The sequence below is a fragment of the Chitinophaga sp. CC14 genome, from assembly GCF_048957795.1.
Lineage (GTDB): Bacteria > Bacteroidota > Bacteroidia > Chitinophagales > Chitinophagaceae > Chitinophaga > Chitinophaga ginsengisegetis.
In genome coordinates, this window is record NZ_JARBFY010000001.1 from 124,576 (window position 1) to 151,331 (window position 26,756).

At 48.4% G+C, this 26,756-nt stretch carries 13 protein-coding genes; 3 read left to right on the plus strand and 10 right to left on the minus strand.

Annotated features, from left to right (window positions below; genetic code table 11):
• Positions 1-123: 123 nt before the first annotated feature.
• Positions 124-915 carry a DUF3108 domain-containing protein gene (locus tag PV783_RS00575; RefSeq protein WP_079473541.1) on the minus strand — a complete coding sequence of 264 codons (792 nt, stop codon included), beginning with the start codon at positions 913-915 and terminating at the stop codon, positions 124-126.
• Between the two features lie 9 nt (positions 916-924).
• Positions 925-1,791: a lysylphosphatidylglycerol synthase domain-containing protein gene (locus tag PV783_RS00580; protein ID WP_354032668.1), complete on the minus strand. Its 867-nt coding sequence runs from the start codon at positions 1,789-1,791 to the stop codon at positions 925-927.
• Positions 1,792-1,945: 154 nt separating this feature from the next.
• Between PV783_RS00580 and ruvC the strand changes: the two genes are divergently transcribed.
• Together ruvC and PV783_RS00590 are read left to right on the plus strand one after the other, a co-directional pair.
• Positions 1,946-2,506, plus strand: a complete 561-nt coding sequence (gene ruvC / locus PV783_RS00585) for a crossover junction endodeoxyribonuclease RuvC (protein WP_420986858.1) — start codon at positions 1,946-1,948, stop codon at positions 2,504-2,506.
• 186 nt (positions 2,507-2,692) lie between these two features.
• Entirely contained in the window at positions 2,693-3,388 is a 696-nt protein-coding gene (locus tag PV783_RS00590) for a response regulator transcription factor (RefSeq protein WP_079473641.1), read from the plus strand.
• Between the two features lie 3 nt (positions 3,389-3,391).
• Here the strand turns inward: PV783_RS00590 and PV783_RS00595 are convergent, their stop codons facing one another.
• The 4 genes from PV783_RS00595 to rsmA all read right to left on the minus strand — a co-directional run bounded on the left by PV783_RS00595 (position 3,392) and on the right by rsmA (position 6,203).
• Complete coding sequence (locus PV783_RS00595; RefSeq protein WP_079473539.1) at positions 3,392-3,781, minus strand: HIT family protein; 390 nt, start codon at positions 3,779-3,781, stop codon at positions 3,392-3,394.
• 82 nt (positions 3,782-3,863) lie between these two features.
• The gene (greA, locus tag PV783_RS00600) at positions 3,864-4,337 is read right to left on the minus strand and encodes a transcription elongation factor GreA (RefSeq protein WP_079473538.1); all 474 of its coding nucleotides are present in this window, start codon (positions 4,335-4,337) and stop codon (positions 3,864-3,866) included.
• A 184-nt stretch (positions 4,338-4,521) separates the two neighbouring features.
• Positions 4,522-5,451 (minus strand): NAD(P)-dependent oxidoreductase, encoded by a 930-nt coding sequence (locus PV783_RS00605; RefSeq protein ID WP_420986859.1) that lies wholly within the window; start codon positions 5,449-5,451, stop codon positions 4,522-4,524.
• Positions 5,448-6,203 (minus strand): 16S rRNA (adenine(1518)-N(6)/adenine(1519)-N(6))-dimethyltransferase RsmA, encoded by a 756-nt coding sequence (rsmA, locus tag PV783_RS00610; protein ID WP_079473536.1) that lies wholly within the window; start codon positions 6,201-6,203, stop codon positions 5,448-5,450. The genes PV783_RS00605 and rsmA overlap by 4 nt, the downstream gene beginning before the upstream one ends.
• Positions 6,204-6,334: 131 nt before the next feature.
• Between rsmA and pdxA the strand changes: the two genes are divergently transcribed.
• Positions 6,335-7,396, plus strand: coding sequence for a 4-hydroxythreonine-4-phosphate dehydrogenase PdxA (gene pdxA, locus PV783_RS00615; protein ID WP_079473535.1), 1,062 nt, complete (start codon positions 6,335-6,337; stop codon positions 7,394-7,396).
• A gap of 1 nt (position 7,397) precedes the next feature.
• Here pdxA and PV783_RS00620 read toward each other — a convergent pair whose 3' ends face one another.
• From PV783_RS00620 to PV783_RS00635, 4 genes are all read right to left on the minus strand, one after another.
• A complete protein-coding gene (locus PV783_RS00620) occupies positions 7,398-7,694 on the minus strand; it encodes a winged helix-turn-helix domain-containing protein (protein ID WP_079473534.1) in 297 nt (98 codons plus the stop codon).
• Positions 7,695-7,801: 107 nt separating this feature from the next.
• Positions 7,802-8,449, minus strand: coding sequence for a hypothetical protein (locus tag PV783_RS00625; RefSeq protein ID WP_079473533.1), 648 nt, complete (start codon positions 8,447-8,449; stop codon positions 7,802-7,804).
• 11 nt (positions 8,450-8,460) lie between these two features.
• Positions 8,461-10,617: a TonB-dependent receptor gene (locus PV783_RS00630; protein WP_420986860.1), complete on the minus strand. Its 2,157-nt coding sequence runs from the start codon at positions 10,615-10,617 to the stop codon at positions 8,461-8,463.
• Positions 10,618-10,728: 111 nt separating this feature from the next.
• Entirely contained in the window at positions 10,729-26,661 is a 15,933-nt protein-coding gene (locus PV783_RS00635; RefSeq protein WP_420986861.1) for a gliding motility-associated C-terminal domain-containing protein, read from the minus strand.
• Positions 26,662-26,756 lie beyond the last annotated feature (95 nt).

Below are 26,756 nucleotides of genomic sequence, written 5' to 3' on the forward strand. Positions count from 1 at the left end.
ATCATAAAGGGTTGATTACAACAAATATAAAGTTTTTCTGCGGCACGAAAGGTCGGTAAAATTTGGGCGCCAGCCCTCAAATGAATTGTTAAACTTATGATGATGGGTGGGGCTTAAGCCTTATTATTTCTTGTTTAGCAGCGAAGTGAAGGGGTAACGGAGGTTGGTATAATTGATCATATCTACTATGATATTCCCCACAGATATGGGGCTTTCAATGCGTAAAGGCACTTTGTTGGCGTCGTCGCTTACCCACACGGTCATTTTCTCACCGCCTTCGAAGATGGTGCCTTTGATAAGGAGGGGCTTGAACTTGATGGCCCGGAACTTCCCGAACTTGGTATTTACTTCTTCCTTACCCATGTATCTTATGTAGATATTGTATACCTGGTCGTCGAGGAACATAGCGAAGGGGATCTTATCGCCTGTGTTGTATTTGTTAAAGTCGATGTTGCGGGCGTAATAAATGGCGCTGATCACGTCCTGTACGCAGGGCGGCACTGTGAAGGTGCCATTTGTGCTGATGGCCTGGTGGCCGGCCTGGTTAAACACTACGTTATTAAAGATCTTGTAGCCGCCTTCATTTACGTTCCGGATAAATTTGAGGGGTTGGAGGGTAGCGGTATCTATGTAGCTTTCGTACCTGTCGCGCACTTTAAAGATCCAGTCGTATGCCCGGTAGGTTTTGCCATCGCCTACCACATGATAAACATCGCGGTTGGCAAAGCGTTCCAGGGCCACGTTGAAAGTAGCTTCTCCTGCGCCAACGTACATTTTACCAAGATTATAGAATACTTTCAGGGTAATACTTTCACCAGCATTAAAGCTGCTGTTACGGATGGAGCAGAAATCGGTTTGTGCTTCAACGGGTTGAATACAGGATAGTCCTAAAATTATGAGTAGCAAATACTTCATTGATGGAAGCTATTTTTCCTTAAAAATTTTTACCCCTAACAACAGCACACTTCCCAAAACGGCCGGTATTACCAGGTTTATCAGCCATATACCTACGGTGGCGGCTACGATGGCCACGGTATTGGAGCTAAGCAACCCAAGAAAAAAGATACTCACCTTTCCCCGAACTCCTAATTCAGCGATAGCGATGGTAGGAACTCCTGCCATTACCAGGTAGATGACACTGTTCAGTAAGAAGGCCTGCCACCATAGAAATTCCACGCCAAGTGCGTCCAACAAAATCAAATACTGTGCCGAGAAGACTATGTACCGGAGGGCTGAAAGCAGCAACAGGTAACGTAAATCGCCGGATGAGTACTTAACAATGATCTGCACAAACACCTTCGCTTTACGAAGGAAAGGTATCTTTTCAAATACAGACAGAATTATTTGTAACCGAAAATATAACAATATCGTCAGGCCACAAATTACTGTACCGGTAATCAGGACTAATTTCTGCCATAAAGAAGGCGTAAGGAAGGCGCTTTCTTTTGCCAGTGCGTAGTTGTTGATATAATAGAGCAAACCAATTAACCCAAAAATAATAGTGACAATCAGCTGGCTGAAACTTCCTACTATGGTTGCCGCGATGGCTTTCAGCTTATTATGGTTTTTCAGGTAAAGTATGCGGCCACCGTATTCGCCTACACGATTTGGGGTGTTTATAGAGAGGGATACGCCGGAAAGGATGGCACTGAATGAGCGCAGGAAAGATACTTCTTCCAGGGGTTTCACCAGCTTCTGCCACTTTCGGGCTTCGAGTCCCCAGTTGAACAGCATCAGTACCGTTACGAGGAAGATGCCCACCCAGCCTTTCTCCTGCAATACTCCCCACATGTGCTGCACTGATTGTTGCAGGTTATCACGATGGATGAGTTGCGAGTAGATAGAGTATGCCAGCCAAGTAAAAAGCCCTGCCCCTAATAAGTAATTGAGAATTATTTTGGTACTTTTGTTCAGACAGTCAAATTTTGGCAAAAATAAACTCCTGTTGGCAAACAAGTCAAAAATAATTCTCGGCATTGACCCTGGCACCCTTGTAATGGGCTATGGGCTTATACTTATCGAAGGAAAAAAGGCCAGCCTCCTGGAGATGAACGTACTGAAACTCTCTAAATTCAAAGATCACTACGAAAGACTACAGCTGATTCATTGCAGGGTACAGGAACTTATTCAAGAGCATAAACCAGCCAGTTTTGCCATTGAAGCGCCCTTTTTTGGCAAGAATGTGCAAAGTATGCTGAAACTGGGCCGTGCCCAGGGTGTGGCTATTGCAGCGGCTATCCAGGCCGGTCTGGGGGTCACCGAATATTCCCCGAAAAAAGTAAAACAATCTGTTACAGGTAACGGTAATGCTGATAAAGAACAGGTTTGGCTGATGCTGCAACGCATCCTCAATATCTCAGAACGCCCTGATTACCTTGATGCTACAGACGCTCTCGCAGTGGCCGTGTGCCACTTTTACCAGGAAAGTAATCCGCTCGCAGGAATAGGCAAAGCAAAAGGCTGGGAGAAGTTCCTGCAGCAGCACCCCGAAAGGATTTCCAGATAAAAAGTACCGGGGTAAAAGGTTATTTCATAAATCCGTAAATTGTAGTTACTTTGGTTGAAATTCAACAACCCATTTAAAGCTAACGGCCATGTGTCCGGATAACAGCTTAACTATGAAAAGTGACCATCATTTGTTATATGGAAATTGTATAACAAGCTTTTTTATATTAATCAGCATCAGGCAGATATGAAAGCAAGAATCCTATTGGTGGAAGATGATCAAAATATTGGTGCGGTTACGAAGAAACGATTGGAAGAAGCGGGCTATGATGTAGTGCACAGTATAGACGGCCAGGCAGCATGGGAGCAGTTCCAGTTACGCTCATTCGATATTTGTTTGCTGGACGTGGTAATGCCCAAAAAAGACGGCCTACAACTGGCACAACAGATCCGCGAACTCAATGACCACGTTCCTATATTATTTCTCACTTCTAAGAATGAAAAAGAAGACCGAATAGCCGGACTCCAGACCGGTGCAGATGATTATATCAGCAAACCTTTCAGCATGCAGGAACTGATCCTGCGCATAGAAGTTTTCCTGAAAAGGACCATGAGCCGCGGGAAAGACAAATTAAACCTCTATACAATAGGACAACTTACCTTTGATTACGAAGATCTCCGGCTCTATACTTCCAATGGAGAGATATCCATTTCTGTTACGCAAAAAGAAGCGGACCTGCTGAAATACTTCTGTAATAATCCCAATAAAACACTGAAAAGAGAAGACATACTTTCCAATGTGTGGGGGAAAGACGACTATTTCCTCGGACGCAGTATGGACGTATTTATCACCAAGCTGCGGAAACACTTCAAATCAGATCCGCAAATCAAACTGGAAACTGTGCATGGCGTAGGATTCCGTTTCAATATCCCCTCGAAATAACCGTTACATAGCGGCGACAATCTGCGCCTGTATTGCCTTAAATTCTTCTACAGACAGCTTCAGCTTACTGCGGGAAAAATTCATATCATCTGCCGAATTAATCGGGATCAGGTGCATATGCGCATGCGGCACTTCCAGTCCTACCACACTAACGCCTATACGATTACAGGGAATTACTTTTTCTATGGCCTGTGCAATTGGCTTGGCAAACAATAACCACTCCTGCAACAGGTTATCTGCCACGTCAAAGAACTTATCCGTTTCTGTTTTGGGTATCACCAGGGTATGCCCTTTTACCAGCGGGAAAACATCCAGGAAAGCATAAAAATGTTCGTTCTCTGCTATTTTATAGCTCGGAATCTCGCCTTTGATAATTTTCGTGAAGATGGTCATAGTATGTAGTTCTTAGTAACATGATAAAAAAACAGGGGCTGCAAATGAATGCAACCCCTGCAAATATCATGAAAAAGTAGGCTTATGCGGTTATATTATCAATCTTAAATTTAATCTGCCCGTTTGGCGCCTGTACTTCAGCTACCTCGCCTACCTGCTTGCCCAACAGGCCCTTGCCTATCGGGGAGGTCACCGAAATTTTGCCAGCCTTCAGATCCGCTTCCGTTTCAGAAACAATCTGGTAAGTAACAGTCTTCTTATTAGCTACATTAGTAATAGTTACCTTACAAAGGATAGACACTTTTGAAGTATCAATTGCATCTGCACTCACTATCCGGGAAACTGCAATCGCATTTTCCAGTGTGGCAATCTTCGCTTCATGCAAACCCTGCGCTTCTTTGGCGGCATCATATTCGGCATTTTCCTTTAAGTCACCCTTCTCCCTGGCTTCTGAAATAGCACGTGCAATCTCTGCCCTTCCTTTGGTTTTAAGCAAGGTCAGTTCGTTCATCATTTGATCAAGGGTTTCTTTCGTAACGTAATTTATGCCAGACATAACCTGTTGTGTTTTTTTGGTTATAAGAAAAAAAAATCAACGCCTCCATTTGCACAGAAGCGTTGTTTACTGGTATTATTGCAAATATAATGAAATTTGTATAAAGAAAAAAGCTCCTTCTTTCGGATGCATATAAATTGATAATCAATCATTTATATCCAAAAAACACACCCGTTGGGCTGGGTTAAAGTATATTCAGTTTCTCTAATACAATACGGGCCATTTTGATGCTTGCCTGATGTGAGTACCCTGCAATATGCGGGGTTACTACTACATTGTCGGCCTTCAGCAACCAGGCCAGTTGTTCTTTTTCTTCTTCGTTATAAGTAGCTAGTTTTTCATTCTCCAACACATCCAGGCAGGCACCCGCCAGCACCCCATTATCGAGTGCGGCGATCAGGTCGCGGTTATTCACCAGCTTGCCCCTGGCCACATTCATAAACCATACCGGCCGGGCAAAAGAGGCAAAAAAGGCCGAATTCCCCAGGTGTTTTGTTTCGGCGGTCAGTGGCAGGTGTAAGCTTACCACATCTGCTTCCCGGAATATTTCTTCCATGGTAGACTCCTTCACAGCCGCGGTACCAAAGCCTGTTTTATATTTATCGTACGCCAGGATATTAACGTCGAACCCCTGCAACTTATGCGCAAAGGTGCTGCCCGTGTTACCATAGCCAATGATAGCCACTGTTTTACCGTTCAGTTCATATCCGCGGTTACCATCGCGCTCCCAGATGCCCTGCCGCAACTCCAGGCTGCTTTTCAGCACATTGTTCAACAGGCACAACAGCATGCCCACGGCCTGTTCTCCCACCGCATCCCGGTTGCCTTCGGGGCTGCTCACACAACGGATGCCTTTACTTTCTGCATAAGGCACGTCGATCAGCTCCATACCCGAACCCAGGCGGCCGATCCACTGCAGGTGTTTAGCCTGGTCGATCATCTGCTTGTCTACGTGGATACGGGTGGTAACAATCAGTCCTGTACACTCACCGATCTCACGATATACTTCGTCATATGTAACAGCCGGCAGGTAAGTAACTTCATACCCTTTGCTTTCCAGCTGTTCAATCAAATACGGATGTGTTTTTGCCGTAACTAATACTTTCCTGCTCATATCATCTTATGGGATAATGCTGCAAAATCAGCCACACTCAGCTCCTCTGCCCTTTTTGTAAAGATGGGGTCCTGTGCTAACAGTTCCTTGTCAAACATCGTTTTCAGCGGATTGCGCAACTGTTTGCGCCGTTGACCGAAAGCCGTTTTCACCAGTACAAAAAATTTGCGCTCAGAGGCAATATCTACCGGTTGTTCCAGCCGGGTAAGGCGGATTACGGCAGATTTTACTTTTGGCGGCGGATTGAAGCAGTTTTCATGTACTTCAAACAAATATTCAATCTTATAATAAGCCTGTAACAATACGCTCAGGATGCCATATTCCTTGTTCCCGTGCGGAGCAGCAATACGTTGTGCCACTTCTTTCTGGAACATTCCCACTACCACATCCACCTGCTGACGCCAATCGAGCAGCTTAAACATGATCTGGGTAGAAATATTATAGGGGAAATTGCCGATGAGGCGGAACGGGCCTTCAAAAGGCAGGGCGGCATCCAGGATGCTTTCGTTGATCAGCTTGCCCCTGATATCGGGGTATGTTTTTTCCAGGAACTCCACCTTTTCCCTGTCCAGCTCAATTGCCTTGAAATGAATGCCTGGCAGCTGCAACAGGTATTTTGTGATGGCGCCCCCGCCGGGACCCACTTCCAGCACTTGCTGGCCGTCAATTACAGGTAGCGACTCCACAATTTTCCTCGAGATGTTTTCATCTGTGAGGAAGTGCTGGCCGAGTGATTTTTTTAGTGTATACATTGTGAAGCGCAAAGATAAAGCATTTATTAGCTTTTAGCCGCTGCCTTTTAGCTTTTGAAAATGCCGCCGGCTAAAAGCGAAAAGCTAACCGCTAAATACTTTATATTTGCCATTCATTGAGGCAATTCAGCATGAGTACTACCCAGATCAACAAACCGGTAATCGGCATCACCATCGGTGATATCAACAGCATAGGCGCCGAAATTATCATCAAAACGTTTATGGACGCGCGTATGATGGAATTTTGTACGCCGGTGATTTTTGCATCCAACAAAACCATCAACTTTTACCGGAAGCTGATGAATGAAAATAATTTCAACTACCAGAGCATCAAAGACTTTACCCGCCTTAATCATAAGCAGGTGAACGTATATAACTGCTGGGAAGAAGAAGTACAGATCACCCCCGGAGTACTGAATGAAACCGGTGGCAAATACGCCGCACGGGCGCTCGAAGCCGCCATCAACTGTTTGAAAGACGGGTATATCACCGGCCTGGTGACAGCCCCCATCCATAAAAACAATATTCAAAGCGAAACTTTTAACTATACCGGCCACACGCCTTACCTGAGGGATTCCTTCAATGCTAAGGACGTGCTCATGTTCATGACCGCCGACAATATGCGCGTGGGCCTGCTCACAGAACACGTACCCCTGGCAGATGTAGCAAAATATGTGACCAAAGAAAATATCCTGGGTAAGCTGCACCTGATGAGAGACAGCCTGGTAAAGGATTTCGGGGTAGACCAGCCACGCATTGCTGTATTGGGACTCAACCCTCATGCCGGCGACGACGGACTGATAGGCCGCGAAGAAATTGAACACATTGCGCCTGCCATCAGGCACGCGAAAGGCAATGGTATCCTGTGTTTTGGACCGTATAGCGCAGATGCCTTCTTTGCAAGGGAAATGTTTAAACAATTCGATGGCGTACTGGCCATGTACCACGACCAGGGCCTCATACCATTTAAATCACTGGCCAGCGGCAACGGTATTAACTATACCGCCGGACTGGGCATTGTACGCACCTCACCGGATCATGGCACCGCATTCGATATTGCGGGCAAAAACCTGGCTGACCCGGATTCTTTCAGACAGGCCATCTTTGCCTGCCTGGAAATACTGGAGCAACGGGAACGCTATGCCGAGAACACCCGGAACCCACTGAAGAAAACAGAACTGGCGTCGGAGTAACTCAGTGCTTACCCGCTTTCAGGTAGGATTGTATGGAAGTAACGTAGTTTCCAAAGGCTTTTTTGCCGGTGGGAGTTATTTTGCAGATGGTTTGCGGGTAGTTGTCCTTAAACTGTTTCACCACGGAAATATATTCCGCATCGCGTAGTTTATTAATCTGCACACTCAGATTACCTGCGGTGGCATTTGTTTTTTCTTTCAGCAGCGTAAATTCTGCTTCTTCTTCACTGATCAACACGGACATAATAGCCAGCCTCAACTGTGAATGTAATACCGGGTCCAGATCTTTAAAGTCCATGAGCTTAATTTTCTTATACAGCTATTTTGATATTTAGCTATTTTGTTTCAGTGGTTTATCTATCACGGAAACAAAATAACTAAATATCTGAATAATATATTCCGTGATTATTTCTGGCTTTGTTCCAGCAGCTTGCGGGTATATGGTTCCCCCCAATGCGGAGCTATGCTGCTTTCCGGCTTAAAGGCGGCAAACTTTTGCAATGCCAGCTCCAGTGTTGTTTTCGCTTTTGATTTACTGCCACCCCATTGTTCAGGTGTAAATAATAATGATTGTCCGCGTAACATGTAAATGCGCGGGTTCTCCGGGTTGAATTCTGCCGCCTGTTCCAGCAGTGCTGCTGCTTCGGGGCCATACTTCATACCGCGTGTCATAGGATCCACTGTTAACCGGGCCGTAGCTATCAATGAACGGATACAGGCAATTTCAGAATTCTTTGGGCTCAGCGCTTCTGCCTTGTCCAGGTTGCCTTCTGCCCTGTCGGCCAGCGGATCTATCTGGCTTTTATCCTGCAGTATAAGTGCCTGCATCACCTGTGCATAGGCAGCATAATAATAAGGCAGCCACTGGCTTTTTTCGGCATCCGCAATACGTTCAAAAGTGTTGGCCTTTTGTTGCAGGCCATCGGCAGTGAAAGTGCCGCTACTATCCAGTTCAGACGTTTGCTTCGTCATGGCGTCGGTATATTGCGCGCTTTGCGCCATTGCAGTAGCCAGGCTACCGGTAAATAAAAAAGCAAGAAAGAATCGTTTCATATTTATTGTGATTAGAGGTTATTAATAACATCCTGTCTTCTGTCGATACCAAAATTCATAAACATACCCAGGTAAATAAATCTCGGCACGTTAGGCACTACTTCATCCCTGCGCATCCCATCAGTAGAATAGTGATAGCCGAACACCTGTTTATTGCCCAGCACATTGCTCACCGACAATACAAAAATGGTGAATGCTTTCCGGATACTGGTAAGGTAACTGGCGCTTACACCCACGGAGTTGTAAGTCATTGTTCTATCAGACATGAACTTGTCCGTAGGCTGATTGGGATTGTAATAAGGACGGCCTGTAGCAAAAGAATACGTTAATCCAAGATTGGTACTGAGCTTTGGCAGAAAGTGCTTGTATACAATGCTGGCAGTATGATTGGCGGCAAAGTCGGGCTGTACCCGGAACGGATAGTTCAGGTAATCGCGTTTGGTATCCAGGTAAGAATAGGATACCCAATAGTCCACATTCTTAAATGTTTTCCGGTCGCGCCAGAACAGCTCTATTCCCTGCGCATAGCCACTGCCGTTGTTGTTATACGCCGGGGTTGTTTTTACCAGGTCGGTATACTTCTTATAAAATATCTCTGTGCGGAAAGTATAATCCATTGCCACACGTTGATAGCTGAGGATGTAATGGGTAGCTTTCATATAGCCCAGGTTGCGGCTGAAGCGGATATACTGCGGTTCCGGCTTCTGGTAATAATCGCCGTAGGCCACGGAAAACTGGCTGAAGTTATTCATTTTATATGCCAGCGACACGCGGGGTGCAAAATTCATTTCTCCCAATACCGAACTATATTCTGCACGGCCACCTACGCGTCCTACAAAACTGGGGGTAAAGTAAATATCTCCTTCTGCAAAAGCGGCGGTGTAGTTGTCGGTGAAATTGGCTTTATTCTCATTAAAGGCAGATCTTTCTTCCGCATACTGATACTCCCCTCCCAGCCGCAATACAGAGAAGCGTCCGAGGTTCTTGTAAAACATAACCCGTGTCTGGCTCAGGTCTGAGCGCACTTTGATCAGCGAGGGCGCCGGATCTTTCAACAGCGTGTCTGCATCGATATTGTCCGTGTTGCTGCTGAAAGAAGCACCGATATACAAGTGCCAGTCGTGGCCAATATTTTCCCTGTAGGTCAGATTCGTGTATACGTTATTGTTATGCAGTTTAAACGATTCCGTATAACCCGGGTATTCCAGGCTGTTGGAGTTAAAACCCATTTTGGTCCAGTTACCATATCCGTAAAATTTGAGCATGCCCGTACGGGAAGTTTTACGACGGAAATTGACGGAGGTACCAATGATTTCCGGTCCCAGGTTCGGCGAGTTTTTGGGCTTAACAATGTTGAAGTAGGGCGACAGGTTCGTATAATCTGCTTCTATCCCGTAGGATGTTTTTTTATCTTTTGAAAGATTATCCAGCCCGGCGCTTACACCTATTACAGATACCCCGACCGAAGAAGAGGAACGCTCCGGTAAATCGATAGATTCAAGGATCAGCGCGGACGACAGCCCCTGGCCATATTGCGCGGAATAACCGCCGCTGCTGAAGGTGGTTCCTTTAAACAGGAACGGAGAAAAGCGGCCACGTCCCGGAATGTCCGGCAGACTGCTGTAAAAAGGATTCCTTACCAGCATGCCATCTATCAGGGTTTGCGTTTCATAGCCGGTACCGCCACGTACAAACAGGCCCTCGCGGTCGTTGGTTTGCTGGGCGCCCGGCAATGTTTTAATGGCATTGGCAATATCGGCGCCGGCACCGGCTGTGGTTACAATATCCAGCGGCTTCAGCACCGTACCTTTCTTATCATCGCTGGCTTCAAAGCTGCCGGCAGAAATGGTTACTACCCTTAAAGCATTCACTGCATTTTTCAGCACGATGTTCAGTTGTTCGCCTGCGGCAGTATTTATTTTCAGTTCCAGTGTCTGGTAATTGGTGAGCGTGGCCGATAATAACTGGTCGCCGGTGGCGGTGGTGGTAAAGGAAAAAGAACCGTCTGCTGCGGTGGTGGCGCCATCATAGGAACCTTTCACAGCGATGTTCACACCGGGTAAAGGACGCTTTTTTGTATCGGTCACCTTGCCGCTGATCTTATTCTGTGCCAGTGAGAATAAGGGTGTAAAAATGAAGAGACATAGATAGCGGTTGATGTTGGACATATTCAGGGATTAATTACACATCAAACATAAACTAGTTTATGTTATAAACCAAATATTATAAAAGAAAACCGGGCAAAACGCCCGGTTTCTTCCGGAATTATTAATTTTTACCTATCGCAGGAGTTCAATCCAGCCTTTATAGCTTCTTTCTCCTGTGGGGGTATTGAGTTTGAGTATGTAATAATAGGTGCCTTCATTCAGGGAATCGCCGGTCCATTCGTTCTGGTAATTCTTCGACTGATACACCATATTTCCCCAACGGTTATAAATAAACAGGGAAGAATTAGGGTATCGCAGGATGCCAGTGATAATGAACTTATCATTCTTTCCATCGCCGTTAGGCGTAATTACGTTCGGGATCATGATATCATCGCCGGTAACGGTAACTACCTTGCTCACCGCAATATTATTGGAGCGGTCCGGATCCGGCAACAGGGAAGTAGCCGTTGCACTGTTTATTACATCTCCGGTATTGGTGATGCGGGTAGTGTATTTCAGTGTAGCCGTTTGCGTGAGGGAGAGGCTGTCCAGGCTCCAGATCAGTATCCGTGTGGCCGGATCATAGGTTACCTCCCCGATGCTTGCATCAAATCCGTTGATAATATCCAGGTTCTCTTTCAGGGTATCTCTCACCACCACCTGGGTAGTATTAAACGGACCGGCGTTAGTCAGCGTTAACGCAAAGTCGGCCTTACTGCCCACCTGCATTGGCCCCGTATTAAGCAGCTCTTTCTGTAACCGCAGATCCGACGTCGGAATAGGCGATACCGTAGTGATAACAGTGGCACTCGTATTATTTCCTGTAGTTGTATCTACAGTACCCGCCGGGGCTGTAATAATAGCCTGGTTGCGCAATTCCACGGTGCTGTTTACCTTACCGGTAATGGCCAGGGTAATCACCCCTCCTGCCGGGAACGTGCCGATAGTAGCTTTTACCACATTTCCGGTGTTGGTAGTTTGTACACCCGCAACACCACCGGTAGCAGATAATATCTGCACATAAGATCCTTCAATATTTGCCGGCAGGATATCTGTAATCACCGCACCATCTCCCGCAGCCGGACCGCCATTTTTAGCTACAATGACATAAGTAATTGAGTCATTGTTGGTGAGTTGAGCCGGGCCTGTTTTGGTAATCGAAAGATCCAGTTTCTTAATACCCGGTACCACTTCCGTTACCACCGGATCAGATGAAACAGGCGTACCTGTACCCTGCTTCAGTGCAGCCGTATTGGTAACACCGGTAATAACCGCATCTGCCGGAATAACGCCTTTAATATTCACCTGTATGGTATTGCCGCTACCTGCATCCAGGTTGCCGGTTACGGATACATTATTGCCACTGCCTGTAGCGCCGCCGGTTACCTGTGACGTACCATTAGCGGTGGTAGTCCACGTTACCTGTGTTACACCCGCTGGCACCACATCGGTAATATTGATACCTGCTGCTGCGGACGGTCCTGCGTTAGAGATAATGATCAGATACCGGATAGTGTCTCCTGCATTGACGCGGGCCGGGCCGGTTTTGATAATACTCAATTGTGAACGGCTGCTTACCTGCGTGGTAGCACTTGCTGTAGTGGTATTATTATTTGCATCCTTCGCACTGGCGGTATTGGTAATGCTGCCCGTAAAGGCAGTATTGATTTTACCGCTGATCTTTATGTTGATGGCGTTACCTGCGCCTGCGCTGATGTTACCATTCAACAGTACATCACCGCTTCCGCTGCTGCTGCCGGTGATCTGTGCCGCACCCGTAGTGGTAGCTGTCCAGCTCACACCACTCAAGGTATCGGATACAATATCGCTGATCTGTATACCAGTGGCATCAGATGGACCATCGTTGGTAACCGTGATGTTGTAGTGTAAGCTGTCGCCTGCGGTAGCTGTTGCTGCTGCCTGTTTCACTATGCGCAACGACGGTTTCTTTGTTACCGTGGTAATCGCCGGTGTGCTCGGAATAGAATCTCCTGTCGGCGGTTTCAGCGTTGCCGTGTTGGACAGTGAAGTGACTGTAGCATTTGCAGGCACCAATCCGCTGATATTTACCACAATGGTATTACCGTTACCTGCATCAAGATTCCCGGTTACCAGTACCTGGTTATTGCTACCGGATGCACCGCTGCTGATCTGCGAGGTTCCATTGGCTACTGCGGTCCAGGTGACGCCTGTAATAACAGCTGGTACCACATCGCTGATGCTTATGCCTGCTGCATTAGAAGGACCGGCATTGGTTGCAGTGATTACATAATGGATAGAGTCGCCTGCAATTACTTCCGCTGAACTGGTTTTGATGATGCTCAGTGCTGAACGGCCGCTTACCTGTGTGGTAGCCGTTCCTGTTACGGTTTGATTATTGGCATCTGTAGTGCTGGCCGTATTGGTGATGCTGCCGGTGAATGCAGCGTTGATTTTACCGCTGATCTTTATGTTGATGGCGTTACCCGCACCTGCGCTGATGTTACCATTCAACAGTACATCACCGCTTCCGCTGCTGCTGCCGGTGATCTGTGCCGCACCCGTAGTGGTAGCTGTCCAGCTCACGCCACTCAAGGTATCGGATACAATATCGCTGATCTGTATACCAGTAGCATCAGATGGCCCATCGTTGGTAACCGTGATGTTATAATGTAAGCTGTCGCCCGCAATAGCTGTTGCCGCTGCCTGTTTCACGATGCGCAACGACGGTTTCTTTGTTACCGTGGTAATCGCCGGTGTGCTCGGAATAGAATCCCCTGTTGCCGGTTTCAGCGTTGCCGTGTTGGACAGTGAAGTGACTGTAGCATTTGCAGGCACCACACCGGTAATATTTATCACGATACTGTTACCGGTACCCGCAGCGATATTTGCATTTACTGATATGTTATTACCACTGCCTGTAGCTGCGCTGATGACCTGTGAAGTACCACCCGCAGTGGCAGTCCAGGTCACCTGGCTGATAGCCGTCGGTACTATATCGGTGATGTTCACGCCGGTAGCGTTGGAAGGTCCTGCATTGGAAGCCGTAATCACATAGCGAATAGTATCGCCTGCATTTACCTGGCCACTGCCTGTTTTGGTAATACTCAATACTGATTTACTGATTACCTGTGTAGTTACTTTAGATGTAACTGTTTTGCCGGCAGCATCTGTTGCACTGGCAGTGTTCACAATACTATCTGTGAAGCCCGGCGCAATTTTTCCGATGATGCGGATCTGAACAGTATTGCCATTTCCGGCGGCGATATTTGCTGTCAGGTTCACAGGGCTGCCCGTACCTGCAGCTGCGCCAATGACCTGTGCGTTTCCGGCCGTGGTGGCCGTCCAGCTCACATTGGTAACTCCCGCAGGAACTATATCACTGATCTTTACATTGGTGGCATCTGACGGACCTGTATTGCCTACTGTGATCACATATTGCAAACTGTCGCCGGCATTCACCGTTGGCGGCGCCACCTTCGAAATACTAATGCCCGGCGTATGCTGAATGGTTGTTGTTACGGTTGGAGAAGTGATAGTAGTTCCGTCTCCTTTAGTTCCGGTAGCGGTGTTGGTGATTGCAGTTGTTGTTACGTTTGCCGCGATGGTGCCATTCACTGTGATCTGTATCACATTACCCGCGCCTGCGGCAATGTCGCCCTGAAGCTGTATGTTATTACTTGTTCCGGCGGCCGGGCCGGTTATCTGTGTATTACCGTTGGCCACGGCTGTCCAGCTTACGTTGGTTACTGCTGCAGGCACTACATCGGTGATCACAAATCCTTTCGCATCAGACGGACCCTGGTTGGAGGCAGTAATCACATAGCTGATACTGCTGCCGGCCTTAACGGTGGCCGGTCCTATTTTATCCAGTTTAACAGCTGCTTCTTTGGTAACTGTCATACTGGTAACGGAAGTATATTCATTACCGGTGCTATCGGTAGCCGTAGCAGTATTGGTGATATTGCCTTCGTAATCGGGATTTACCCTTCCGGTGATGGTCACCTGTATGCCGTTGCCCGTACCTGCAGGTACGCCGGCATTAAAGGAGATCCGGTTACCCACGCCCGAAACCGGGGTGCCGGGAGCCAGGGTGGCACTGCCTTTCAGGGCGATGGTCCAGTTTACATCCGTTATTTGCGGTGGCACTACATCTGTTACAGCAGCATTGATCAGATCAGATGGGCCCTCGTTTGCGAGCGTTATTACATAACTGATGTTGTTACCGGCGATCGCTTTCTGCGGACCGGATTTTGTGAATTGTACGCCCGGTTTGTTGAGGATATGCGTATTAACAGAATCTCCGGAAACTATATTTCCCCGTATACTTACCTGCGCCTTGTTTTGTACGATACCTGATAATCCCGGTGCGATGGTGCCGGTAATCGTTACCAGGATATTATTGCCTGCACCTGCCGGAATGCTTCCGCGTACATTGATATTGTTACCGGTACCGGATGATGCACCTATCAGCGTATCACCTGTAGCCACTGCATTCCACGTTACCTGTTGCACTGCTGCAGGCACTATATCTGTAATAGTAACGCTATCGGCATCGGATGGACCATCGTTGGCTACCAGCAGCGTATAATTAATTATACCTCCTGCGGTCATAGAATCCGGCGCTGATTTATTGATTCTTATTGTTGCCCGTTTCTCCACTACTGTAATCACCGGTGGTGTATTTGTGGTCACCGTATTCAGAGTATAAGCAGCGGTATTAGTAATATTTCCGGAGAAGGAAGCAGCGATACTACCACTCACGTTAATCACTATACGATTACCTGCACCTGCCGGTACGTTAGCTATCAAACTAACATTGCCGGTTCTGTTTGTAATATTGCCACCATTAATAGCGGCGGCGCCCTGTGCCACGGCAGACCATACCGGGTTTTGCAATTCAGCCGGAAGCAGGTCGGTTACTGTTACATTTGATGCATCAGATGGACCGTCGTTGCTCAAAACAAGGCTATAACTGATAGTGCTGCCAGCAGCGGCTTTTGGCGGACCAGACTTGATCAGCTGTAATCCCGGCTTACCGGTTACCTGCGTTACTACCTCATTAGATGGATAATCCACTCCGCCGGTATGTGCATTGGCCTGGTTGCTTAATGCCCCTGTTTGAGAAGGAGGAATAGTAGCGTTAATCACCACGTGTATCACATTTGCAGCGCCTGCCGGAATGCTGGCGGTGAAGCTTACATTACCTGGTTGTTGTTGCAGGTTGCCACCGCTGATAGCAGCCGTACCCGTCGCAGTAGCCGACCACCGCACATTTTGCAGAGCAGCCGGCAACGTATCTGTTACCAGGATATTGGTTGCATCGGACGGACCATCGTTATACACATCTACCGTATAAGAAATGGTGTTGCCTGCTGCTGCAGTATCCGGTGCTGCTTTCACCAGCCTGATACCACTAACGGTGGTGATCACCGTGGTTACTGTATCTGTGAGTGCAGCGCCTGTAAGAGGTGTTACCGTGGCTACGTTTACAAGCGTACCGGAAGCAGCAGGATCGGCTGTTCCATTTACCGTTACCAGGATAGTATTGGCGGCTCCCGGCGGTATAGTTGCCTGGAAGTTCACATTGCCGGATTGATTGCTGATGTTACCTCCGTTGATAACGGCGCTGCCACTGGCAGTGGCAGACCACAACGCATTCTTCAATGCAGGTGGCAGCACATCACTCACGGTAATTCCCTGCGCAGTAGAAATACCGGTGTTGGTTACAGCGATAGTGTATGCTACCTGCGTGCCGGCAGCCACGGTGGCCGGGCCGGACTTACTAATACCAATACCTGGTTGATTAATAATCTGTGTATTTACTTCATTACTTAAAACTGATTGTCCGTTACCTTCAGCTACTGCCCTGTTCATAATATTACCGGTAAATGCAGGATCGGAATTACCGGTAATGGTTACTCTTATGAGTCCTCCTACCGGGATGTTGCCCGTCATATTCAAAGAATTACCGGTGCCGGTTCCTCCACTGATAATAGTGGCGTTGACAGCGATAGCAGTCCATTTCACATTTTTCAATTCAACAGGAACAGTATCCCTGATGCTTACACCGGTGGCACTGGAAGGTCCGTTATTCCGGATATCGAGTGTATATCTTACGGTGTCGCCACCGGCTATTTGTGCGGGTCCTGATTTAAGGACTGATAATCCTGGTACCGCAGTTACCTGCGTATTTACAGTCACCGTACCCGGTGTTGGATCTGTTACGCCTGTTGGTGGTGTGGCAGTAGCTGTATTGCTGAGTACCCCGCTGAATGCAGGATCTACAATGCCTTTTACTGTAATTGTAATAACACCACTGTTTGCCGGGATATCTCCTGTTAATGAAATGGCATCGCCGTTACCGCTGCCAGTGGCTACTGTAGCGCCACCAGCGCCTATGGCTGTCCACTGCACATTGGTAATACCTACCGGAACATTGTCTGTAATCACGGCCCCTGTTACGTTTGCAGGGCCTGCGTTATTTACTGTAATCACATAAGTGATTTCCTTACCTGCGGCTATTGTTGCAGGAGCGGTTTTATTAATTCTCAGGTCAGCAGAATTGTTAACGGAAGTAACCACCGTACTTACTTTAGTGGTGCCTGCAGAAGCAGTAACCGTGTTAGTGATGGTACCTGCCGCAGCCGGACTCACATTACCGGTGATAGTGATGGTAATGGTACCACTGTTACTGGCGCCCAGCGATGCTCTTTCATTGTTGATAGAACCACTGCCGCTGAGGTTGACCATAGAAGCATTTCCACTTACCACTGCTGTCCACGTTGCTCCCGTAATCGCAGCAGGAATGTTATCTGTAACAAATACTTCATTTGCATCAGACAGCCCGTTGTTGCTCAGTACAATAGTATAAGTGATCTGGTCATTTACATTTACACTTGCCGGTCCTGATTTAGATACCTGCAAACCCAGATCGGTAGTGATGTTGGTGTGAATACTGCTGGTGTTATTGGCAGGATTAGTTTCCGTTACGGTAGCCGGAACTCCTACTACAGCAGTATTGGATATTGTACCCGTAGCCGCAGGATCTACAGTACCGGTGATGGTAACCATCACATTGTTACCCGGACCTGCATCTACACTGGCATTCAGGCTAACCGTGTTACCGGTTAGCACAGGGCTGCCTGCAATTGCATTTCCACTTGCCAGTGCGTTTACACTGGTGATATGGATTACACCCGGCACTACATCGGTGATATTGGCAACATTTACATTGGAAATACCATTGTTGGTGACTAACAACTTATAGGTAATTTCCTGTCCTGCTGCTATATTGGCCGGGCCGGATTTCACAATCACCATGTCCGCTTCCTTCGTTACATTGGTGATAACACTGGCGGTAGCAGGATTGGTATTCGTCATGCCCGGCGGCGGTGTTACTGTAACGGTATTAGTAACGCTGTTACCACTTACGGTAGCAGGGTCCAGCGTACCATTTACCACGATGTCAATACTACCCGTGCCGGCAGGTATATTAGCCTGCAGGGTCACATCTCCGGTACCACTACCTGCTGATGCAAAACTTCCTGCACCATTCGCTACGGCAGTCCATGTTGGTTGGAGAATACTGGTTGGAATGACATCCGAAATAGTAGCGCCGCTTATATTGGATGGCCCTTCATTGGTAACCGTAATGGTGTAACTTATTTTTTCACCAGCTACTGCGGTAGCGGGTCCACTCTTCACTACGCGCAAACTGGCCTTGCGGCTGGTAGCTGTGGTTACATTGGAAACAAACGGCGTATCACCCGGGACAACGGCGGTAACGGTATTAATTACTTCAGCACCGGTGAATTCCGGATCCAGTTTACCCGTTACCGTTATATCAACAGCGTGTCCGGAAGATGCCGGAATATCAGCGGTGAGCTGCACATCCCCGGCGCCGTTGTTACTGCTCACGGTGGTGCCGGCGCCGCTGATTACTGCGGTCCATACCGGTTGAAGTATGGCCGGGTTAATAACATCGGTGATGTTGATGCTCTTCGCATCAGATGGCCCTGCGTTAGACAGGCGGATGGTATAAGTAATAGTATCGCCGCTGAATGCACTTCCCGGTCCGTTCTTGGTCAGCACGAGACGCGCAAGCGATGTTACTTTTGTAATCAGTGTATCCGTTACCGTTACTGGCAGATCAGGAGAAGTAACGTACGCCGTATTCCGCAACGGTACTCCCGTGTAAGCAGGATCAATTGTTCCTTCAATCGTCACCACTACTCCATTGGTAGCGCCGGCTGCAATATCTGCAGAGATATTCACCAGGTTACCGGTGTCCAAAGCATTACCATGTATCACCGCATTTCCTGTTGCAACTGCCCTCCAGGTTACATTACCGATAGCAACCGGCACGGTATCTCTCAGTTGTAAGCCGGTAGCATCCGATGGGCCGTTGTTATGCAGTGTGATCTGGTAAACAATCTTTCCGCCGGCAGGTACTTCTGCAGGTCCCGTCTTGCTTAAAATCAAAGCAGATTGTTTACTTATGTGCGTAGTAGTTTCATTAGAAGTAACCGGTGTATTTCCGGCCGGTGTAACCGTAGCGGCATTCTTAATATCGCCGGTGGCTGCCGGGTTCACGGTTCCATGAATGGTAAGTGTAATACTGTTACCCGCGCCCGCGGCAACAGCTCCGTTCAGGGAAATATTACTTCCGCTGCCGGCGCCTGTTTGTACAGATGCATTACCAGCTGTTACAGCCGACCAGGTTACATTTTGCACCGCTGCCGGTACAATGTCTGCAATGGTAACGGCCGGCGCATCTGATGGACCAATATTGGTTACGGTGACCGTAAAGGTGATGTTACTGCCCGCAGGAATAGTGTCCGGAGCGCTCTTCACCACCTGGATACCAGGCGCATTGATCACGGTGGTAATAATGCTGTCGCTCCTCGCCGTGTCTTTACCCGGCACCACTACAGATGCCGAATTAGTAAGGATTCCTGTATAACTGGCCGCCAGTTTACCGGTTATATTTACAAAGATGTGATTAGCGGTACCCGCAGTCAAATCTGCATCCAATGTTACATTATTTCCAGTACCGGTAGCGCCGCTGATAATATTTCCACTGCCGGTAACACTGCTTGTCCATTTCACATTGGTGATGGCAGCCGGCACAATATCCTGTATGATGATGCCGCGCGCATCAGACACACCAAAGTTGGTGATCACCAACTGGTAGCTCACTTCTTCGCCCGCCTTCATTTGCGCAGGACCTGTTTTGCTGATATCTATCGCAGGATCATTGGTGATTAAAGTAGTTACTGCTGCGTGTACCGTTGGGGCGCCGGTAACCGATGCGGTGGCTGTATTTTGCAGCGTTCCCGCAGCAGCAGGACTAACAGTACCATCTATAGTAACCGTTACCGTACCACCGGCAGGAATGTTCGCCGTTACCGCCACTATATTACCATTACCAGTAGCTCCGTTGGTAATAGCCGCACCACCGCCGGTAGCGGATGTCCAGCTGATATTCTGTACAATAGCATTTACGCTGTCTGATATACTCACCCCTGTTGCATCGGACACACCAGTGTTTTCTACCTGTAAAGTATACCGGATCCTACCGCCGGCGGAAACATCCGTTGTACCGGTTTTGGTGATCTGCAACACCGGCTTGCTGGTAATATGAGTTTGTACCGTATCTGATGTAACCGTGTTGCCGTTAACGACTGCTGTAAAATGATTAGACAGATTTCCCGTAGCGGATGATGCCAGCGTACCCTGCACCGTAATTATGATCGTTTCACCCGCACCCGCAGGAATATTACCGGTAACGTTTACCGTGTTACCGGTGCCGGTTGCGCCGCTGACAATAGTAGCGCCTCCCGTAGTAGTAGCGGTCCACTGCGTATTTAGTAAAGACGCCGGCACCACATCAGTGATGGCTACATTAGTAGCATCAGACAACCCATTGTTGGTGGCTACCAGTGTATAAGTAACCGTTTGCCCTGCCACTGCGGTATCCGGAGCGCTCTTCAATAATGCTATGCCAGGATTACTGCTTACGGTAGTAACAACAGGATCTGATGTTACGGGTGTACCACCCACGGTGCCAACAACAGCCCGGTTAGTAATTTGCCCGGTGAAAGATGGATTGATTTTACCTGTTACATACACCAGGATGTAGTTGCTGTCGCCCGCAGGAATATCGCCAATCAATTGTAATACGCCGTTATTAATATCCGCAGTAAAGTAAGATGCACTGCCATTCGTTACTACTTTTAACACCGGGTTCTGGATGGCTGCAGGCAGCGTATCATTCAGTGTTGCCTTAAACGCATCAGAAGGGCCACTGTTATTGATTTGCAGGAGATAGCTGATAGTGCTGCCTGCATCTGCGGTTGCAGGGCCGCTCTTCGTGAGTATCAGGCCCGGCCTGTTATTGATCTTCGTAATAATTTCGTTGGAATTAACAGGTTGCTGACCGGTTACACCTACCTCCGCAATATTGTTGATATTGCCGGTTGCGCCGGAACGCACCGTTCCATGTACTACAATAGTAATGGTGTTATTATTTCCCGCCGGAATGTTAGCGTTCACTGTTAACGTATTGCCGTTACCGTTAGCCCCACTATTGATCACGGCACTGCCGGAGGCAGTAGCGGTCCAGGTCACATTAGTCAGGAGTGTGGCTCCTACCTCATCTGTAATAACAGCCTGCAGGGCATCTGAAGGACCGGTGTTAGTAACGGTAATCGTGTACGTGATATCTGTTCCTGCATCTACTGTTGCGGGACCAGCCTTTACTATCTGTAGTCCGGGTTGGTTATCCACCACCGTTTTATTAACGGCAGTAACTGTAGTATCACCCGGCAATGCTGCGGTAGCAGTGTTTGTCAGTGTGTCCTGCGCACCGGATGCCACAGTACCATTGATTTGTACAATGATAGCATTGCCTGCACCGGCAGGAATGTTCACCACAGTGCTCACATTATTGCCCGTACCTCCTGATGCCCCTCCTGTGGCAATAGCTGCCGTACCGGTGGCCGCAACCGACCAGGTAGTACCAGTGATCGCAGCGGGTACTACATCCGTGAGTATTACACCTGTTGCATCTGAAGGACCAGCATTCACCAACCGCAGCACATAGTTGATGGCCTCACCAGCCGCTACACGGCCTGTTGCCGGGCCTTGTTTAACCAGGGTAAGACCAGTACTATTTATCAGCGTGGTATTTACTGTATTGGAAGAAACCGGGGTGCCTGCCGGAGGCGTGGCGGTAGCTGTATTAGAAACATTTCCGGTAGCGGCAGAATTTATAGTACCGCTGATATTTACAATGATGGTATTGCCCGCACCTGCAGGTAAACCAGCAGTGAAATTAACGGCGCCATTACCACCGGTTACGCTGGCGGTGGTGCTGCCATTGGTGGTAACTGTCCATACCGGATTTTGTATCTGCACAGGTACCTGATCTGCAATCACTACGCCTGCTACATCGGAAGGACCGTTATTCACAATCGTCAACTGATAACTGATACCGGTGCCGGCCGTTCCGCTGGCAGGGCCGGTTTTCGTTACTTCGATATCCGTTTGCGGAGCTGGTGTATCGGTATCTGTTGCACTGTTGCCGGCCGGATTAATATTGTTGTAACCAGACGGGATAACAATGGTGGCCGTATTTGTGAGCGGGCCGGTGTAACCGGATGGTATATCTATCGTTAACGTATATACGATTTCACTGCCTGCCGGGAGGTTCACCGGTTCATTAATGGGTCCGGAACCGGATTCTTTGGCCTGGGCTCCTCCGGAACTATTGGCGCTCCAGGAGGCAACGGTAATACCTGTTGGGAGCGGGTCCTGGAAGGTAGCACCGGTTAAATCCGAGGGTCCGCTGTTCAGGATACTGATCTGGTAAGTGGTAGTAGTTCCCGCAGTATAGGTAGTAGTATTATCTGTTTTGGTAACCTTTACTTCCACCGACTTCGTCACTGGGGTAACTACCGTAGTAGTAGCCGGAGTAGGATCTGTTGTAGTCGCAGGCGGCGTTGCCTTTGCACTATTGGTCAGGCTGGCGCCTGTATATTGCGCCTGTACCTCGCCGGCGATGGTGAGCGTTACTGATTTTCCGGGCGTCAGCAGCGCTCCTGTCCAGTTGCCGCTATTGCTTGAATATGTGCCCTCAGACGGGGTATAGCTGTTGGCAATGAAGCCATCCGGTAAAGAATCTGTTACCGTAAATGTTTCCGCGGCCAATACAGTAGAAGGCCCGTTATTGGTAACCGTAATCGTATAAGTAAGCGGCGATCCTGCAGTTGCGTTAGCCGGGGAAGCAGTTTTAGCAATGCTCAGATCTATTATTCCCATCTGCACAGTAATATTTACTGTACCTGTTGCACACGCGCCCTGGTTATCACATACCTGGTACCGGTAAAAATCAACACCAACGAAACCTGCCTGTGGAGTATAGGTAAAGGTGCCATCTGTATTCTGCACAACAGCTCCATGAGCCGGCTGTTCAATCAAGGTAGTTGATACAGTGATAGGTTGATTTTCGGGATCGCTGTCGTTAGTCAGCACATTGCCGCTTACCGGTACATCCCTGGTGGTAGTATAATTATCTGTTACTGCCACCGGTGGGTTATTAGGCACTACACCACTAACTGTTGAAGCATTATTAGCGGCAACAGGATCGGGCATATCTGCCGGGCTCACAACAGAGGCCGTATTGGTAATGGTATCACCACCAATAGCCGTAGCTGCTACATTACCGGTTACAGTAATAACAATTTTATTACCTGCCGCAAACGGCAGATCACCGGTTGGATTCACCGATGTACCTGTGCCGGTAGAAGGCCGTAAGCTAACAGCAGCGCCACTTACAGCAGAAGTCCAGGAAGCGTTCTCCATTTTTGCCGGCAGCAGATCCTGTACCTGGAAGCCGGAAACATTGGAAGGGCCCAGGTTTTCGATGGTGATGGTATAAGTAAGCGGGCTACCGGTTTTATAAGTGTTGCCTGCATCAGATTTGGTAATGGTCAGATCCGCCTGACGGGTATACGTTAATATCACCGTATCGCTTGCAGCAGCGCAGTTTCCGTTGGAGATAGTCCAAACGAGTGTAGCACTGGTATTGGGCTGCAGCGTAACATTGGTATTGGGATTACTATTATCCGCAATCGCGGCAGTGCCGCTGATCTGTGTCCAGGTACCCGTGCCATTTACCGGTGCATTCGCACTCATCACAAAGCTGCCGCTGTTATTTTTTGTTTGATCGGGACCTGCATTCGCTGCATCCGGCTGCGCATATATGTGTATCTGTACTGTATCTACAGATGGTGCGCAGGAGCCATTGCTGATGGTCCAGGTAAGTACATAATTACCTGGCGCAAGATTTTGTATGGCCGTATTCGGCAGCGCCGCATCTGCAAATGTAACGGCGGCGGGCCCTGCTACCTGCAACCATAAGCCGGTACCGATAGTGGCTGCATTAGCCGCCAGCGTAGTGGCGTTTACGTTACACAACTGTTGATCAGGTCCCGCATTTGCCACAGTAGGCAAAGCATCAATCTTAACGGCTACGGTATCCGTAATCACATCGGCGCAACCTGATCCTGCGCTGCTCACTACCCTGCGGAACCAGGTACTTTGGCTCAGCGCCGGCGCATCGTATAGCTGTTGAGTGGCGCCGGAAATATCTGTAAAGTTGATACTGTCTGTTGATGATTGCCAGCGGTAAGCATACGTTCCTGTTCCACCGTCAGGCGCAACAGGCTGACTGAATGCCACTGGATTACCACTTCCGCAAAACACCTGGCTGCCGCTGATTACGCCGGGTGTAAGCGTTGGATTTACTTTAATCATTACCGCCAGGCTCGTATCACTGCAACTTCCTGCTGTAACTACTCTCCTGAACCAGGTGGTTTGCTGCAAAGCTGTTGGCGTATAGTCTTTACCGTTAGACACGCCCGGTACAGCTGTAAAACCGGCAGTAGCACTGGCAGTGCTGCTTTGCCATAAATATACCGGTGTTCCGGCAATGGTGGTGCCAATTAAAGGTGCGGGCGCGTTGCCAAAACAAATGGACTGTTCAGCAGTCACTGTATTACTTCCGATAGCAGGAGAAACAGGAATGGAATTCGTTAAGATGTTATTACAACCGGTACCCGATGGCGCACCGTTACATTCCACGTCGGGATCTGTTGGCGAAGTGCTGGTGGCATTGGTGGCATCGGGATCTGTTACGTCGGCGGGACGGAGTATGCTCGATTTGGTTGCCAGGTTTCCACCAGGAGGAACTGCCGACACTGTACCTGAAATAACATAAGAGATCACTGCTCCGTTGTTCATATTCACCGTTGCGCTGTATGCATTACCAATAACGCCGCCGGATACAATCGTAGCGGTGCCGGTAATAGTGGGTGTTACCGTAACACCCGTTAAAGCCGCAGGGAAAGAGAAGTTAAACTTCGCTCCCAGCGCGGTATCCGGTCCGTTATTTCTTATGCTGGTGGTAAACGAAATCCTGCTGCCAACACAAATAGCGCCCACACTGGGATCGTTGTTTACTACCTGCAAATCTGCCTGAAGTTGCCGTACCGTTACCGTTGCCGAGATAGGTGCACTGAAAATATAAGCCCAGGTATCCAGCAAACTGTTGTCGCCATAACTATTCGTATATTTATGACCGTTAGTGCTACTGTTAACTCCCGGACTGGCAGATGCGTTAATCGGTACCGGTGCGCCGGCGCCGGCTCCCAGCAGTTCATCATTCCAGTAAACGGTAGGATCGGGCGCATTGGAGCCATTAGTGCGTGTGATAACAATACCATTCGGATTGTTTTCCACATCCATGTACGGGAAGTGAACTTCACCTGAAAATAATACTACCGATATATTAACGGTGGCGCCATTGGCTACATCTCCTCCCTGTCCGTTTTTACCGTCCCATAAAATGCTGTTAGCGCCTGAAACAGATGATCCTGTGATGATGCGGTCTATCGGATCATTCGTACTTCCGTTATTATTTACATCTATTGAAATTCTGAAATTACCATTCTGATTAGCGGTAAAACGGATATAACCACCGGCCAGGGGTGGTGTGCCGGATTGACCGGGTGTGCCTTCTTTTCCGGTAAAAGAAACATCGGTAACAGTAGGCACAACAGGGGTGCTGATCAGCCAGGTAGATGCTGCGGCGGTGCCCACCCAAACCGGAGCCGTGGTTGGCAGCGTGTTATCCGGCGGGTTATAAAACATCTTCTGGGTAATATTGGTGGCGTCGTCCGGTAAAGTGGGATTGTGAAAGGAGTAGGCGCCACCGGCGGATGTAACCTGGACAAGGTCTACACTTTTATATACAGGCACACCTGTTGCTTTATCGCGGGTGCCTTTGTTATTTACAAAAAAAGCAAAGAGGAAAGGTTGTATGCCATTACCGGCAGCGGTATAGGTAAAACCATCTTTTGTGAGCACATTAAATTTACCATAAAAAGCAGAGCTGGCAGTACCGGCGTTTCCCGTAAAAATATTCAGGTATACACGTCCAGGTTTTTGTACTCCCGCACTGGCTACGGTGATATCCCAGGCCACAATGAGCGCCAATGTGCTCACTGCGGTTTGATTGGCGGTTGTCCAGTTGGCATTTGCAGCGGGAGGAGTATACCCTGTGCCTAATGCGGACGAAGGATTGGGTGAGGTGAATTCAACGGTCCATATACCTTCTTCAGCGGCCAATACAGTTCTGTTGTAAGCGCTGTAACCGCCGGCGGTGAGGGCAGCGGGCCCGGCGAGTTCTTCTGCCCGGCTGTTGATCCGTCCTGTGGTAACGGAAGTTCCCGTAGTATATACAGCACCGTTAGGCGCTATCAGCCTGGTGGTGCCCGATCCGATGCCCTGTGCGCTGGACCCGATATAGATCACCTCTCCCGCTTTCGCATATACGAACATTCTTCCGGGATTGATGATATTCCCGATAAGCGCGCTGGTATTGGTAGAAGAACTGGTCATATAGGCCCTGTTTCCCTGGGCGCCGGAAGGATACATGTCCTTACTGCCTTCTGCCAGGCAACATACAGTAGGAAATAAGGCGAATAATACGATGGAACAAAGGGTCAAAAGTTTTCTCATAGAAACATTTTGCATCTCAGGCAACTGCTGAACAGACACATTTTCTAATCGCATTAACCCGGGGTTCAGGCAACTGTATTCGATTTCCAAAAAAA

Bases quoted from the DNA above. Each gene is read 5' to 3' on its own strand.
- PV783_RS00575 (WP_079473541.1), bottom strand. From the start codon at position 915: ATGAAGTATTTGCTACTCATAATTTTAGGACTATCCTGTATTCAACCC.
- PV783_RS00580 (WP_354032668.1), bottom strand. From the start codon at position 1,791: ATGTGGGGAGTATTGCAGGAGAAAGGCTGGGTGGGCATCTTCCTCGTA.
- PV783_RS00590 (WP_079473641.1), top strand. From the start codon at position 2,693: ATGAAAGCAAGAATCCTATTGGTGGAAGATGATCAAAATATTGGTGCG.
- PV783_RS00595 (WP_079473539.1), bottom strand. From the start codon at position 3,781: ATGACCATCTTCACGAAAATTATCAAAGGCGAGATTCCGAGCTATAAA.
- greA (WP_079473538.1), bottom strand. From the start codon at position 4,337: ATGTCTGGCATAAATTACGTTACGAAAGAAACCCTTGATCAAATGATG.
- PV783_RS00605 (WP_420986859.1), bottom strand. From the start codon at position 5,451: ATGAGCAGGAAAGTATTAGTTACGGCAAAAACACATCCGTATTTGATT.
- rsmA (WP_079473536.1), bottom strand. From the start codon at position 6,203: ATGTATACACTAAAAAAATCACTCGGCCAGCACTTCCTCACAGATGAA.
- pdxA (WP_079473535.1), top strand. From the start codon at position 6,335: ATGAGTACTACCCAGATCAACAAACCGGTAATCGGCATCACCATCGGT.
- PV783_RS00620 (WP_079473534.1), bottom strand. From the start codon at position 7,694: ATGGACTTTAAAGATCTGGACCCGGTATTACATTCACAGTTGAGGCTG.
- PV783_RS00625 (WP_079473533.1), bottom strand. From the start codon at position 8,449: ATGAAACGATTCTTTCTTGCTTTTTTATTTACCGGTAGCCTGGCTACT.
- PV783_RS00630 (WP_420986860.1), bottom strand. From the start codon at position 10,617: ATGTCCAACATCAACCGCTATCTATGTCTCTTCATTTTTACACCCTTA.
- PV783_RS00635 (WP_420986861.1), bottom strand. From the start codon at position 26,661: ATGAGAAAACTTTTGACCCTTTGTTCCATCGTATTATTCGCCTTATTT.